General features: G+C 64.1%; 15 protein-coding genes. 10 read left to right on the top strand and 5 right to left on the bottom strand.

Annotation, left to right across the window (positions count from 1 at the left end):
- Positions 1–43: 43 nt before the first annotated feature.
- Both Q7514_RS23890 and Q7514_RS23885 read left to right on the top strand, forming a co-directional pair.
- A complete protein-coding gene (locus Q7514_RS23890; protein WP_330135742.1) occupies positions 44–877 on the top strand; it encodes a MerR family transcriptional regulator in 834 nt (277 codons plus the stop codon).
- Entirely contained in the window at positions 874–1,734 is an 861-nt protein-coding gene (locus Q7514_RS23885) for a hypothetical protein (RefSeq protein WP_330135741.1), read from the top strand. Before Q7514_RS23890 ends, Q7514_RS23885 begins: the two co-directional genes overlap by 4 nt.
- On the opposite strand, the gene thpD is transcribed toward Q7514_RS23885, so the two are convergent.
- Complete coding sequence (gene thpD, locus Q7514_RS23880) at positions 1,718–2,605, bottom strand: ectoine hydroxylase (RefSeq protein WP_330135740.1); 888 nt, start codon at positions 2,603–2,605, stop codon at positions 1,718–1,720. The two genes, Q7514_RS23885 and thpD, sit on opposite strands and share 17 nt — an antisense overlap.
- A gap of 166 nt (positions 2,606–2,771) precedes the next feature.
- On the opposite strand from thpD, the gene Q7514_RS23875 reads away from it, so the two are divergent.
- The gene (locus tag Q7514_RS23875) at positions 2,772–3,197 is read left to right on the top strand and encodes a VOC family protein (RefSeq protein ID WP_330135739.1); all 426 of its coding nucleotides are present in this window, start codon (positions 2,772–2,774) and stop codon (positions 3,195–3,197) included.
- Between the two features lie 27 nt (positions 3,198–3,224).
- On the opposite strand, the gene Q7514_RS23870 is transcribed toward Q7514_RS23875, so the two are convergent.
- Both Q7514_RS23870 and Q7514_RS23865 read right to left on the bottom strand, forming a co-directional pair.
- Positions 3,225–4,229, bottom strand: coding sequence for an AraC family transcriptional regulator (locus tag Q7514_RS23870; protein WP_330135738.1), 1,005 nt, complete (start codon positions 4,227–4,229; stop codon positions 3,225–3,227).
- Between the two features lie 2 nt (positions 4,230–4,231).
- Positions 4,232–5,443, bottom strand: a complete 1,212-nt coding sequence (locus tag Q7514_RS23865; RefSeq protein ID WP_330135737.1) for a pyridoxal phosphate-dependent aminotransferase — start codon at positions 5,441–5,443, stop codon at positions 4,232–4,234.
- 108 nt (positions 5,444–5,551) lie between these two features.
- Between Q7514_RS23865 and Q7514_RS23860 the strand changes: the two genes are divergently transcribed.
- Entirely contained in the window at positions 5,552–6,217 is a 666-nt protein-coding gene (locus Q7514_RS23860) for a carboxymuconolactone decarboxylase family protein (RefSeq protein ID WP_330135736.1), read from the top strand.
- A gap of 23 nt (positions 6,218–6,240) precedes the next feature.
- Here the strand turns inward: Q7514_RS23860 and Q7514_RS23855 are convergent, their stop codons facing one another.
- Positions 6,241–7,164 carry a sigma-70 family RNA polymerase sigma factor gene (locus tag Q7514_RS23855; RefSeq protein WP_330135735.1) on the bottom strand — a complete coding sequence of 308 codons (924 nt, stop codon included), beginning with the start codon at positions 7,162–7,164 and terminating at the stop codon, positions 6,241–6,243.
- 43 nt (positions 7,165–7,207) lie between these two features.
- Between Q7514_RS23855 and Q7514_RS23850 the strand changes: the two genes are divergently transcribed.
- Together Q7514_RS23850 and Q7514_RS23845 are read left to right on the top strand one after the other, a co-directional pair.
- Positions 7,208–7,825: a GyrI-like domain-containing protein gene (locus Q7514_RS23850; protein ID WP_330135836.1), complete on the top strand. Its 618-nt coding sequence runs from the start codon at positions 7,208–7,210 to the stop codon at positions 7,823–7,825.
- Positions 7,822–8,313, top strand: coding sequence for an NUDIX domain-containing protein (locus tag Q7514_RS23845; RefSeq protein WP_330135734.1), 492 nt, complete (start codon positions 7,822–7,824; stop codon positions 8,311–8,313). Before Q7514_RS23850 ends, Q7514_RS23845 begins: the two co-directional genes overlap by 4 nt.
- Before the next feature lie 103 nt (positions 8,314–8,416).
- Here Q7514_RS23845 and Q7514_RS23840 read toward each other — a convergent pair whose 3' ends face one another.
- On the bottom strand, positions 8,417–8,830 hold the full coding sequence (locus Q7514_RS23840) for a VOC family protein (RefSeq protein ID WP_330135733.1): 414 nt from the start codon (positions 8,828–8,830) through the stop codon (positions 8,417–8,419).
- A gap of 301 nt (positions 8,831–9,131) precedes the next feature.
- On the opposite strand from Q7514_RS23840, the gene Q7514_RS23835 reads away from it, so the two are divergent.
- From Q7514_RS23835 to Q7514_RS23820, 4 genes are read left to right on the top strand one after another with little or no spacing between them, the layout of a single operon-like run.
- Positions 9,132–10,223: an ABC transporter substrate-binding protein gene (locus Q7514_RS23835; RefSeq protein ID WP_330135732.1), complete on the top strand. Its 1,092-nt coding sequence runs from the start codon at positions 9,132–9,134 to the stop codon at positions 10,221–10,223.
- Positions 10,220–11,092: an ABC transporter ATP-binding protein gene (locus Q7514_RS23830; RefSeq protein WP_330135731.1), complete on the top strand. Its 873-nt coding sequence runs from the start codon at positions 10,220–10,222 to the stop codon at positions 11,090–11,092. The genes Q7514_RS23835 and Q7514_RS23830 overlap by 4 nt, the downstream gene beginning before the upstream one ends.
- Positions 11,079–11,951 (top strand): ABC transporter permease, encoded by an 873-nt coding sequence (locus tag Q7514_RS23825; protein ID WP_330135730.1) that lies wholly within the window; start codon positions 11,079–11,081, stop codon positions 11,949–11,951. The genes Q7514_RS23830 and Q7514_RS23825 overlap by 14 nt, the downstream gene beginning before the upstream one ends.
- A gap of 43 nt (positions 11,952–11,994) precedes the next feature.
- On the top strand, positions 11,995–13,341 hold the full coding sequence (locus tag Q7514_RS23820) for an LLM class flavin-dependent oxidoreductase (protein ID WP_330135729.1): 1,347 nt from the start codon (positions 11,995–11,997) through the stop codon (positions 13,339–13,341).
- Positions 13,342–13,362 lie beyond the last annotated feature (21 nt).

The raw sequence follows: 13,362 nt of genomic DNA, 5'->3' as shown, positions 1-13,362 counted from the left end.
GCGAACTTGACCCCGACGTAACGTCAGGGTTGATGCTGGGGTCATGAGAATCGGCGAACTGGCCTCAGCCGCGGATACGACCGTACGCACCATCCGGCACTACCACCGGCTCGGGTTGCTGCCGGAACCACCGAGGTCCTCCAACGGGTACCGCGTGTACTCGATGGAGGACCTCGTGCGTCTGATGCGTATCCGCTGGCTCGCCGGTGCCGGTGTACCGCTCGGCGCGATCCCGACGGTGATCGGCGCAGCGGGATCCGACGCAGGGGACGACGGTGAAGCACGAGACGATCTCACCGCAGATCTCGAAGCGTTGATCGACGACCTCGATGCCCAGCTGAATGCACTGGAGGGGAAACGGCACGCGCTGACAATGATGCTCGACGGACATCGCCGCGGCCAAGCCATCTCACCGCTTCCCGAACCACTCATTCGGGCATTCGACGAGCTCATCAGTGGTGAAGATGATCCCCGGACACGGAAGGTCTTCGAACACGAGCGTGACAGTTGGGAACTCGTCGCTCTGTCCGGACAGGCACCGCAGGAATTCCTCGATGCCGTGAGCGGGATCCTCACCGACCCGGCGAAACGGGAAGCCGTGATCGCCCTGTATCGCCGATTCGGCGCGCTGGCGGGCCATCGGCCCGCCGATGCCTCGGGCGAGATCGAGGCGGTTGCCGAAGGGATGGCCGGATTCCTGACCGTGTTCACCGATCGGAGAGATGGTGGCATTTTCGGGGAATGGGTTGCGACAGCTGCCACCTACGCGGCACACGGTGAGGCGATGATGTCCGAAGTGCTGCCCGATCCCGCGCAACGGGCGGTTGCGATGCGGGTCATCGCCCGGGTCGCCGAAGTGGTCGGAGGAGAACGATGACCGGTCCTGGCGCACGTCGACTGCATATGGTGACGCTGGTGATCACGGTCCTGGTTGCTCTCGTCAATGCGGGTCTTGCGGCGTTCGGGATTTTGAGCCCAGGAGCAGCGTTCGGGCTGTGGCTGGCGGTCGAAATTCCGCTCGGCGTCATGGTCGGCATCATCACAGTGCTGCGCATCCGGTCCTTGCGACGCGAAGGACTCGGGTGGAACGCGGTCCTCGACGAGATCACCGGGAAGATCGCAGCAGACCTCATTCGGTTCGAGGTGCGCGGCTACCGCGCGATATGGCTCTTCGTGCGCCGGCGTTACGACGGCGGAGGTCCCGGGGTGGTACCGCTCGGATATACGAAGGGCACGATGGGTATCCCGATGGCGTTCCTCGTCGCATGCGTCATCGAAGCCGTGGTCGTGCACGTGCTCGTGCCCTGGCCGGCGATCCGCGACGCACTGCTCGTACTCTCGATCTGGGGTCTCATCCAGATATTCGGAATCCTCGCAGGTCGGATCACGCACCCGCATCTGCTGACGGACAGTCGGCTGACGATCCGGGCGGGGCATCAGGTGATCGTGACATTGGACCGGCAGGATGTCGGACGGGCGCTCGAGCGACGGCGGTGGGAGCACACGGCTCAGATCGTGGACGATGACGCGCTGTACCTCCCCGGGCCGGACGGCACCTGTCTCGATCTGGTGCTGACAGAAGCCGTCGACGTCACGCGACCGGCCTTCTTCGAACACAAGCGCGCCACCGCCTCGGTATCGCGCCTGTCTTTGCAGGTCGACGATCCCGAGGCGGTGGTAGCGCAGTTCAGGGCAGCGCGGCCCCGGCCGGAGCAGTTCAGGACAGAGGCGTGAAATCCCTACTGCCGAGGTAGGACGGACGAGGCTTGCTTGCGGCAAACGGCTCGACAGGCGTGTTCTCGACGCTGTTGAACACCACGAACAGATTGGAGCGGGGAAGCGGCGTGATGTTCCCGTTCGATCCGTGCATGCAGTTCGAGTCGAAAACTGTTGCAGAACCTGCAGATCCGCGGAATGTGGTGATGCCGAATTCGGCGCACATCCGGGTCAGCGTGTCTTCGTCGGGCGACCCCGTCGGCGGAACGTGGGTCACGAGCGATTCTCGGTAGTAGTCGTCCGGAGTCTCACCGGCGGACGAGACGAACGTCTTGTGCGAACCCGGCATGATCATCAGTCCGCCGTTGTAGCCGTAGTTTTCGGTCAACGCGATCGAGATGCTCAACGCGCGAGGGGTCGGCATGCCGTCCTCCGCGTGCCATGTCTCGAAGTCCGAGTGCCAATAGAACGGGCCACCGCGGAATCCCGGTTTGACGTTGAGCCGGGACTGGTGGATATACACGTCGGAACCGAGCAATTGCCGTGCGATACCTGCAATTCCAGGGCGTCGAACGATCGAATCGACCAGGTCGCTCAGGCGATGTACATCGAAGATCGAACGTACATCGCCGCCGGCATGCTCACGGACAACACGTTCGTCGTTGCCGAGTTCGCGTCCGAGTCGGGATGTCTCTTCCAAAAGGTTTCCGACATCATTTGCGGCGAGAAGTGCTTCTGTAGTGTGGAATCCGCGCGTCTCATACGCATCGACCGCGGAAGAATCGAGTGGTCCGGGGGACGAACCCCAGACGACAGGATCCATTCGTGCGATGGATTCCGGAACAATTCGGTTGCGAGTCGGATAAGCATCCTTCACGACCGTGCGCATACTTTCGAATCACCCTCTCGAGGATAGACGATGGTTCTACCCGACCGTCTCAGAACCGGGTCGGATTTGCAACCTGGCAAACAGGGCGCGTGGCGGAGAACGCCCTGCTCGTCGCCTCGGGGCTCGAACGTGGGACCCTGTCGGAGATGCGCAGTAGGGTCGCGACATGGGATACGAATTTCAGGTCACGGTCGATTGCAACAACCCGCACATTCAGGCGCGATGGTGGGCCGAAGCGCTCGAATGGCGCGTCGAACCCAGCGACGAGAATTTCATTCGCGGTCTCGTGGAGGCCGGTCACGCGCGAGACGAAGATACCGAGCTCTTCGACGGCACACTCGTGTGGCGCGCGGGGGCTGCGATCACCGACCCCGACAACCCACTCCGACCCAGAATGCTGTTCCAGAGGGTCCCGGAGGGAAAGACCGTGAAGAACCGAGTGCACCTGGATATCCAGGCGGGAGACAACCGTGATGCGGTGGCCGAGCGTCTGGTCGCTGCGGGCGCCACCATGCTGCATCGCGGAAGTCAGGGTCCCTACGAGTGGATTACGATGGCCGACCCGGAAGGCAACGAGTTCTGCCTCTGCTGACGGCGATGCTCAGCTCGACAGCGATGCTCAGCCGCGTGCGCGGTAGGCACGCGGCGTGTTCCCCGTCCACCGCTTGAATGCGCGGCGGAACGCACTCGGCTCGGAGAACCCGAGACGCGCAGACAGGTCGTCCACCGGTTCGCCCCGCCGCAGTCCGGCGATTGCGAGGTCGCACAGCACTTCCTCGCGGAGTCGGCCGAGAGAGGTGCCCTCCTGGCGCAGCAGCCGCCGGAGATGTGGTGGGCTCACAGCGAGCATGTCGGCGATCTCGTCGGTGGTCGCGGTGCGACCCTGGATACCCGACTCGAAGATCCGGCGCACCTGGCTGGAGACCGTCGATTCGTAGTCGCGTTCCGACAACATCAGGTTCGGGGAATCCCGGAGATACTCTTCGAGCGACTCTTCGGTCCGGATGATCGGCGACCGCATGGCCGAATTGTCCATCTCGAGCGCTGCGCGTCCTGCGTCGAAGGTGACGGGAATTCCGAAGATCGCGTCGTAACTGCGGGCGAGGATCGGATCGGGCTCCGTGTAGGGCAGCGACACCGACACCAACGGCACCCGGCCGCCGACGAGCCACGCTGCGAAACGGTGTAGGAGCATCAACAGGAAATCGACTGTCACACGGGTCTTTTCCGTTACCTCCTCGGGAAGGCGCACATCCAGGTGGGTGCTTGTCTCGCCGATGGTCAGGCTCAGGGTCGGAAGCCCTTGAAGGACCCGGTTGACCTCGATCATGCGCGTGAGGGCATGCGCGAGATCCGGACAGTGGATCAGCGTCAGCGTCATGATCCGGAACGAACCGCGCGGCACAGGACCTGTGCCGAGACCGAACAACTCGTCGCCGGTGATCTGCCATACCGCTCGTGTGAACAGACTGACCTGTTCGGGAGTCAGCCGCGCGTGCGGCTGGGCGAGTACCGCTCGGCTGATCCTGCTTGCGTCGAGCGCAGGGGTGAGGTCGATGCCGTCGGCCGCCGCCACACTCACCGCTCGACTGACGAAATCGGAGGGGATCGTCGGTGCCGACACGCCTATGGAGCCTTTCCGATTTTGTGGACTCGCGGGACTTCGTGCAGGCGCTGGGCTGCTTCGGCGAGAACGTCGTCGCGTTTGCAGAAGGCGAAGCGCACCAGATGATTCCATGACACAGGGTGGTCGACGAACACACTCACCGGCACCGCTGCGACACCCACCTTCTCCGGCAGCATCCGGCAGAACTCCACACCGTCGAGGAAGCCGAGCGGTGTGATGTCCGCGCAGACGAAGTACGTTCCCGCAGAATCGAGCACGTCGAATCCGGCCTCGGTGAGCGCACCCGACAACAGGGTCCGCTTGCGCTGCAGATCGTCACGCATCGAGGCCACCCACGATTGTTCGTGGGTCAGAGCGTGCGCGATTGCGGGCTGGAACGGCGCACCGCCGACGAACGTCATGAACTGCTTGGCCGCGCGCACACCGTCGATCAATGTGCGGGGGCCGATCGCCCACCCGATCTTCCAGCCGGTGACGTTGAAGGTCTTCGCAGCGCTCGACACCGTGATCGTGCGCTCGGCCATCCCGGGTAGGGAGGCAAGGGGAATGTGGCGTCGGCTGTCGAAGACCAGGTGCTCGTAGACCTCGTCGGACAACACCAGGAGATCGCGTTCGCACGCGAGCTCGGCGATCGCCGCCAGGCTGCCATCGTCGTAGACGGTGCCGGTCGGGTTGTGCGGCGTGTTGACGACGAGCATGCGCGTGCGGTCGGTAACCGCCGCCCTGAGAGCATCGACATCGAGGACGAACTCGTTGCCCGACCGGGTCAACGGCACGGTCCGCCGGGTCGCGCCGGCCAATGCCACAGCGGCCGCGTAGGAGTCGTAGTACGGCTCGGTGAGCAGCACTTCGTCGCCGGGCTCTACGAGACCGAGCAGCGCCGCGCTGATGGCCTCGGTAGCGCCGACCGTCACCAGCACCTCGGTGTCGGGATCGTGTTCGAGGCCGTACCGCGCAGACCGGTCGGCTGAGATCGCCGCCCTCAGCGTCGGCATCCCGGGCCCGGGCGGGTATTGGTTGACCCCGTCGGCGATTGCCCGTCGGGCCACCTCGAGCATCTCGGGTGGTCCATCGGTGTCGGGGAACCCCTGCCCGAGGTTGATCGCGCCGTGCTCGACCGCGAGCGAGGTCATCTCGGCGAAGATCGTGGAGGCGAACGGTCGCAGCCGGGCGACGGTACGGGCCTGTCCCGAGTTCGGCGATTCTGGCATTTCTGCAGGGTAGCCGGTGCATGTGTGCAACGTTCTCCAACCGTGTCACATCTTGTTGTGCTGTCTCGTCCAACAAGAGAAGGATCACAACGACCGAGGAGGCAGATCATGACACGGATTCCACCGTTGACGCCTGACCAGGCGGGACTGACGACGAAGGCGATGTACAAGGTCGCGGGTCGCATGTTCGATCAGATCCCTGAGCCGTTCACCGTGGTGGCCTACCACCCCGGATTGCTGCGTGCGAGCGGTCTGCACGAAATGCTCGCCGATCGAGCTTCGAAGGTGCTGCCGAAGAACGTGCGGGAAATTGCGGTCTACCGCACCGCGTGGACGGTGGGCTGCTCGTGGTGCGTGGATTTCGGGACGATGCTGCAGCGACTCGACGGTCTAGATACCGATCGACTCGAGCACATCGCCGAGTACGCGACCTCGGACCTCTACAGCGACGACGAGAAGGCTGTGATCGCGTATGCGGACGCGATGACCGGCGACGTGGCGAACGACGTGACCGACGAGCAGGTCGCCGATCTCGAGCGGCGATTCGGTCGTGCGGGTGTTGTGGAACTGACGTACCAGATCGGGCTCGAGAACATGCGTGCCCGCATGAACTCGGCGCTCGGTATCCACGACCAGGGCTTCAGCACCGATGCGTGCCGCGTGCCGTGGGCGGATGAGCGGTCAGCGGATGACGCTCCGGGCAGCGCGATATCGGCGATCACGCCCGGGTCGAATGCCACTTCCCCGCCGAAGCCGTCGGGATCTGCGAAATAACCTGGGTAGCCGACTATTCGCGTTCACTCCCGCGGCTCGGTGGGCAATCGCACGCCACCGAGTTTTGCGGGGTTGGCCATGTCGTAGGCGGCCCATACACGACCGTCGCGGACAGTGACGCCGAGGACGCGACCGGGAAAGCCCTGATGGGTGTCATCCCCGGCAGAACCGTGATTGAGGAACCCCAGCTCGCCGTTGACGAGGGCCGGCTCGAGCGACATGAGCGCCTGCTCGCCGTAGAGATGGACGAGCCCCAGGAAGAACCGGGCGAACTTGTCGGGGCCGGCGATGACGTTGATCGATGTGCGGGTGGTGCCGCCCGCGTCGCCGATCATGCGAGCGTCCGGGTGGAGGGCTGCGATCACCGTGTCGAGGTCGCCGGTGGCGATGGCCGCCATGAGCTGCTGTACCGCGTGTTCGTGTTCGCTCGCGGATGGGGGCGGCGGGGCGTCGGCGGCGGCACGCCGACCACGCGATGCGAGTTGCCGTGCCGCCGGAACTTCGATGTCCAGAATGCGTGCTACCTCGTCGAAGGGGACACCGAACCCGTCGTGCAGCACGAATGCGATCCGCTGTGTGGGTGTGAGGGTATCGAGCACGACCAGCGCTGCCAGGCGGTTGTCCTCATTGCGTACCACCTGCTCCAGCGGATCGGGAGGCGTCGCGCCCGCGATCGGTGTGACGATCGGCTCGGGAAGCCACTGCCCCACGTACTTCTCACGGCGAACCGCGGCCGATTTCAGTTTGTCGAGGCAGAGATGGCCCACCACGGTGGTCAACCATGCCCGCAGATCATCGATGCTGTCGGCGTCTGCGCCGTCGAGCCGAAGCCAGGCATCCTGCACCGCGTCCTCGGCGTCGGCAACGCTTCCCGTGAGCCGGTACGCGACCGACAACAGGTGGCTGCGGTGTTCCTCGAACGATTCCGCGAGGGCAGGTGCGCGCATATCCTCGATGCTACGACGCGACACGGTACGGGACGAGGGGCGTATGGAGAAGTACGACGTCAAACGCGCGCACAAGGACTTGTATTCGCCGTCGTCCAAGGAGTTTACGGAGGTGGACGTTCCCGAGTTCCGGTATCTCGCGATCGAGGGGAGCGGCGACCCGAACCGGAGTGCGGCGTACGGGGAGGCTGTCGAGGCTCTCTACAGCGTGTCGTACGCCCTCAAGTTCGCGTCGAAACAGGAACTCGGGCGTGATGCAGTCGTGGGTCCGTTGGAAGGCCTGTGGTGGGCAGACGACATGTCGACCTTCGTCACCCGCGACAAGCAGGCATGGAAGTGGACGATGATGATCAACCAGCCTCCGTGGATCACCGACGACATGATCGAATCGGCGAAGTCTGCTGTGGCCGCGAAGCGGAGTCCGGTGGCGTTGCCGAAGTTGTATTCGATGAGGTGGACCGAGGGACGGTGCGTGCAGATCCTGCATATCGGGTCCTACGACGATGAAGGACCGACTCTCGAGACGCTCCATCATCGTGTGATTCCCGAGTGGGGCCTGGTCTTCAACGGCAAACACCACGAGATCTATCTGAGTGATCCACGGCGGGTCGCGCCGGAGAAGCTGAAAACCGTTCTTCGTCAGCCGGTTACCAGCGCATGACTGTCACGAGCGCGGGTCTGCTGCTGTATCGCATCGACGACACGGGCCTTCTGGAGGTGTGGCTCGTGCATCCGGGTGGGCCCTATTGGGCCGGCAAGGACGACGCCGCCTGGTCGGTACCAAAAGGCGAGTACGGCGACGAGGAGGAACCGCGCGACGTCGCCCTGCGTGAGTTCGAGGAAGAGTGTGGATTCGCTGCGCCCGACGTGCCGTTGACTCTGCTCGGCCGCTACAAGCAGCCGTCGGGGAAGATCGTGAGCGTGTACACCGGCGCGACCACGACCGACCTGCAGTTCTCCTCCAGCAACATGTTCGACCTCGAATGGCCCCCGAGATCGGCGATTGTTCAGCAGTTCCCGGAGGTCGACGCCGCGCAATGGTGGTCGCTGCCCGAGGCCGAGGTCAAGCTCCACAAAGGACAGCGCCCGATCCTCGAGGGACTTCGAGCACACCTCGACAATGTCGGCAGTCGCTATCGCACGGAATGATCAGTACTGAATGACCGGCCGAGCGAGCAGCACCGGCGAGAAGTGCTGCTTCAGAACGGACACGACTGTTCATGTTCGGGCTGGTGGGGCCGATGAAGAATTTTCACCGTGTCGCTGCCGATTCGGTGCGGGAGTTGAACACGAGTTCCCAGAGGTGCCCGTCGGGATCGCTGAAGTATCCGGTGTAAGAGCCGTCGAGTGTGGCGGCGGGTCGGGCAACCGACCCACCTGCGGCTGCAGCGCGACCGAGGGTGTCGTCCAGTTCGTCCTTGGTACCGATCGCGCACGAGATGACCACTGCACCGGGGGCCGAAGGGGGTCGTGTGAGTCCTGCGCGTTCGATGTACCGCGCGTACTCGCGTCGCTCGATCAGGAACAACGACAGGTTCGGCAGTTCGAAGGCGACGATGCCGTCCTCGACGCCGGTGGTCGACAATCCCAGTCCGTCTCGGTAGAAGCGAAGTGACAGTTCGGGGTCCTCGACGGGGAGACACACGACCACTGCCACTGGTTGCACGGTCGTGATGTTATCGGAGCCGACCCGGCCCGATAGTGGAAACGAGAAAACCGCAGGTCGATGATGCCTGTGCCTTCTGCTCACCGTGCGTCGAACCATTGTCGGATGGGCCTCCGGTCGCGATGCTTGCCTGGTTGTCATCGAGCTGAGCTGTCATCGAGCCGAACTGTCGTCGAGCCGAAAGGGAACCGTCGTGTGTAGCTGTCCGTGTTGTCGCTGAAACATTGCCGCTGACAACCGCAACCGCATTCTCGAAACCGGTGCCCGCACATGCGGGCCGACACAAGGACACTTCGACACGATGTCTCACTCCACGCTGCGCCGACGCCTCACGACCGCCGTTGCCGCAGCCGCAGCACTTCTCACTCTGACCTCCGTCACGGCCGCATGCTCCTCGAGTTCGGATTCGACCGTGACCGCCGACGGCAAGACCGTCCTGCGGTACGAAGGCTCGCCGGCACAGGTCGGCTTTCCCGAGCTCGCCGAAACGCTCGGCTACTACGAGGACGTCGAGCTCGAATGGATCGGCGACAACGGCAACGGGCCGCAGTCTCTGCAGAACACGGCGACCAACCAGATCGAGTTCGGCTCCGCGTTCAACGGTGCCGTCATCAAGGCGCAGACCGGTGGTGCCCCACTGACCGGAGTGCTGGCCTCCTACGGATCGGACAAGGCGAGCTTCACCGGGTACTACGTGCTCGAAGACAGCCCGATCCGTACGGCGCGCGACCTGATCGGCAAGAAGGTCGGCATGAACACCCTGGGCGCACACCATGAGTTCCTGACCCGCGAATGGCTCGCGCAGGAGGGGCTGACACCCGAAGAGATCGCACAGGTCCAGCTCACCGTGGTGCCCCCCGTCAACACCGAGCAGGCATTGCGCGAAGGCCAGATCGACGTCGGGACGCTCGGGAGCATCTTCCGAGAGACCGCCCTCGAGCGCGGCGGAATCCGGCCGCTGTTCACCGACGAGTCGCTCTTCGGGTCCTTCAGCTACGGCACCTACGTGTTCCGCGACGACTTCATCGCGAAGAACCGCGACGCCGTCGAGGACTTCGTGCAAGGCACCGCCCGCGCGATCCGCTGGACACAGACCACCCCTCGTGACGAAGTGGTCGCCAAGTTCGAAGAAATCATCGACGCCCGCGGTCGGAACGAGAACACCGAACTCGTGGGGTACTGGAAGAGTCCCGGAATCGCGGGCCCCGGTGGCGTGGTCACCGAGCAGGAAATCCAGACCTGGCTGGACTGGCTCACCCGCAACGGCGAGCTCGAGGGGGGCGCGTTCACGACCTCCGACGTCTACACCAACGAATTCAACCCCTACGCCAACGGCACTTACGACCCGAACAGCGGCCCGAACGGTGAACCCGTCGAGGAGGCAGTGCAGTGACGACCCCGCAGACGACCCCGAAGCTCCGACTGGAGCACGTGACCAAACAGTTCGACGTTCGCGGTACCAATGATCGATTCACCGCGATCGACGACATCAGCATCGATCTCGAGGAGGGCGAATTCCTCGTCCTCGTCGGACCCAGCGGTTGCGGTAAGTCGACGTTGCTCGACCTTCTCGGCGGACTGAGCGAACCGACATCGGGACGAATCCTTCTGGACGGACGCGAGATCTCCGGGCCGGGACTCGACCGCGGCATCGTCTTCCAGCAGTACGCCCTGCTGCCGTGGCGCACCGCGCGTTCGAACATCGAGTTCGGTCTCGAAGCCAAAGGCCTTCCGAAGAAGACGCGACGTGAACTCGCCGAGCACTACCTCGAACTCGTCGGCCTGCACGGTTTCGGCGACCGCTATCCCCACGAACTCTCGGGCGGCATGAAGCAACGTGTGGCCATCGCGCGCAGCCTCGCGTTCGACCCCGAAGTGCTGCTGATGGACGAGCCGTTCGCCGCGCTCGACGCGCAGACCCGCGAATCCCTGCAGGACGAGCTCCTGAGGATCTGGCGGGAAACCGGAAAGACGATTCTGTTCATCACTCACGGCATCGACGAAGCCGTCTACCTCGGGCAGCGTGTCGCAGTGCTGACGTCGCGACCCGGACGGATCAAGACGATCGTCGACATCGAGATCGACCGCACTGTCGACGACGTCAGGTCCGGTGACGCATTCCGTCGCCACCGCCATGACATCTGGAGCGAACTGCACTCCGAGGTGGAGCGTGGACAGGCCATCGACACCGCCGCGGTACAGGGAGCAGGCGCAGTGGTACCGACCATCACAACGGAGAAGGTGAAGCATGTCCAGCACTAGTGCCACACTGACCAGGCCGGTCGACTCGCCTGCGCCCGTCGTCGAACGGAAGGTGGACACGCCGAACGTCGGCTCCGCCCCGAGCGTGGTGGATCGCCTCCGTGCAGTGGCCTGGAGAATCTTCAAGCCGGCCGTCGCCATCGTTGCGTTCTTCGCGCTCTGGGAGATCGCGCCCCGTGTGGGTCTGGTCGACGAGGTGTTCCTTCCTCCGCTCACCACCGTGCTGGAGGCGTTCCGGGAGTTGGTCGCCAACGGTCAGCTCGCAGAGCATCTGGGGGCGAGCCTGTCTCGGGCGCTCACCGGATTCGCGATCGCGCTCGTGTTGGCGGTTCCGCTGGGGGTCGCGATCGGCTGGTACAAGCCCGTCGCCGAGTCACTCAATCCGATTCTCGAGATCTTCCGCAACACGGCGGCACTCGCGCTGTTGCCCGTGTTCGTCCTGATCCTCGGGATCGGTGAGACCTCGAAGATCGCCCTGGTGATATATGCGAGCGCCTTCCCGATCCTGCTCAACACGATCTCCGGTGTCCGTACTGTGGATCCGCTTCTGGTCAAATCCGCACGGTCGCTGGGGCTTCCCTCGTACCGGCTGTTCCAGAAGGTGATTCTCCCCGCCGCGGTGCCGACAATTTTCACGGGCATCCGCATGGCGGCAGCCTCGTCGATCCTCGTGCTCATCGCCGCTGAGATGGTCGGTGCCAAGGCCGGCCTGGGATACCTGATCACTGCGTCGCAGCTCAACTTTCAGATTCCGAACATGTATGCCGGGATCATCGCGATCTCGATCGTCGGTCTCGTCTTCAACGGGATCCTGGTCACGATCGAGCGTCGGCTCTCACGCTGGCGCGTATCGCAGTGATCGCGTGGTCGCCCGTTCCGTTCTCGTCATCGATTAGGTGGTCATGACCCAGTCTCCGAAGCAACTCAACCTCAACGCATTCCTGATGGGAGTCGGACATCACGAAGCAGCGTGGCGGCACCCGCGCACCGAGGCCCACCGAGTCCTCGAGGTGAAGCACTTCCAGGAACTCGCGCAGATCGCCGAACGCGGCAAGCTCGACTCGGTGTTCTTCGCCGACGGTCTCGCGATCGGGCCCCGCGTCGAACACAACACGCAGGCGATCTTCGAGCCCATCACGCTGCTGACCGCGATGGCTGTGGTGACCGAGCACGTCGGGCTCATCGCGACCGCATCCACCGGATACAACGAGCCGTACAACCTGGCTCGTAAGTTCGCCTCCCTCGACCACATCAGTGGCGGTCGGGCAGGCTGGAACATCGTCACATCGGGTGGCGAGGACGAAGCCCGCAACTTCGGCTACGACGAGACCCCCGACCACGCCGGCCGTTACGACCGGGCCGCCGAGTTCGTCGACGTGGCTGTGTCGCTGTGGGACAGCTGGGAAGACGACGCACTCGAGCTCGACTCCGAGACGGGACGTTTCGCCGATCCGTCGAAGGTCCACACGGTCGATCACGAGGGTGAACGGTTCCGGGTCCGGGGTCCGCTCAACGCGCCGCGTTCGGCGCAGGGGCGTCCGGTGCTGGTGCAGGCGGGATCGTCCGAAAGCGGTAAGAACTTCGCCGCCGCGTATGCGGAAGCGGTGTTCACCGCGCAGCGCACCCTGGCCGAGGGACAGGACTTCTACCGGGATCTGAAGGCCCGCGTGATCAAGGCCGGGCGCGACCCGCAGTCGCTGAAGATCCTTCCCGGGATCGTCCCGTTCATCGGAGCGACGGAAGACGAGGCGAAGGCACTCGAGCAGGAGTTCACCGATCTCATCTCGCCTGCATATTCGCTGCGCCAGCTTTCTCGGATGGTCGGTGTCGACCTCACCGAGCACTCACTCGACGCGCCGCTGCCACCGTTACCTCCGATCGACGAGATCCAGGGCAACAAGAGCCGCTATCAGCTGGTGAAGGATCTCGCCGAGAACGAGGGGCTCACCGTGCGGCAACTGATTGCCAAGCTCGGTGGCGGGCGCGGGCATCGCACGTTCGCCGGCACACCCGAGCAGATCGCCGACGAGATCCAGTTGTGGTTCGAAAACGATGCGGCCGACGGGTTCAATGTCATGCCGCCGTACCTGCCCGGTGGGCTCGAGGACTTCACGGCGCTGGTCGTGCCGATCCTGCAGGCACGAGGTCTGTTCCGGACCGACTACACCGCGACGACGCTGCGCGGGCACTACGGGCTCGACCGCCCGGAAAGTCGGTACGCTGATCGTCGGCACGCAGCAACTGCCTGACCCGGCTGCGCCGCACCGATC

Origin of the sequence: Rhodococcus artemisiae, from assembly GCF_036327795.1 — a bacterium.
In the GTDB taxonomy this organism is placed as follows: Bacteria; Actinomycetota; Actinomycetes; order Mycobacteriales; family Mycobacteriaceae; genus Rhodococcus; species Rhodococcus artemisiae.
The sequence above is the reverse complement of the archived record's forward strand: the minus strand, read 5'-3'. Positions and strand labels throughout refer to the sequence as shown.

Bases quoted from the DNA above. Each gene is read 5' to 3' on its own strand.
- Q7514_RS23820 (WP_330135729.1), top strand. From the start codon at position 11,995: ATGACCCAGTCTCCGAAGCAACTCAACCTCAACGCATTCCTGATGGGA.
- Q7514_RS23855 (WP_330135735.1), bottom strand. From the start codon at position 7,164: ATGCGCGCACCTGCCCTCGCGGAATCGTTCGAGGAACACCGCAGCCAC.
- Q7514_RS23865 (WP_330135737.1), bottom strand. From the start codon at position 5,443: ATGCCAGAATCGCCGAACTCGGGACAGGCCCGTACCGTCGCCCGGCTG.
- Q7514_RS23860 (WP_330135736.1), top strand. From the start codon at position 5,552: ATGACACGGATTCCACCGTTGACGCCTGACCAGGCGGGACTGACGACG.
- thpD (WP_330135740.1), bottom strand. From the start codon at position 2,605: ATGCGCACGGTCGTGAAGGATGCTTATCCGACTCGCAACCGAATTGTT.
- Q7514_RS23825 (WP_330135730.1), top strand. From the start codon at position 11,079: ATGTCCAGCACTAGTGCCACACTGACCAGGCCGGTCGACTCGCCTGCG.
- Q7514_RS23845 (WP_330135734.1), top strand. From the start codon at position 7,822: ATGACTGTCACGAGCGCGGGTCTGCTGCTGTATCGCATCGACGACACG.
- Q7514_RS23885 (WP_330135741.1), top strand. From the start codon at position 874: ATGACCGGTCCTGGCGCACGTCGACTGCATATGGTGACGCTGGTGATC.
- Q7514_RS23890 (WP_330135742.1), top strand. From the start codon at position 44: ATGAGAATCGGCGAACTGGCCTCAGCCGCGGATACGACCGTACGCACC.
- Q7514_RS23835 (WP_330135732.1), top strand. From the start codon at position 9,132: ATGTCTCACTCCACGCTGCGCCGACGCCTCACGACCGCCGTTGCCGCA.
- Q7514_RS23850 (WP_330135836.1), top strand. From the start codon at position 7,208: ATGGAGAAGTACGACGTCAAACGCGCGCACAAGGACTTGTATTCGCCG.
- Q7514_RS23875 (WP_330135739.1), top strand. From the start codon at position 2,772: ATGGGATACGAATTTCAGGTCACGGTCGATTGCAACAACCCGCACATT.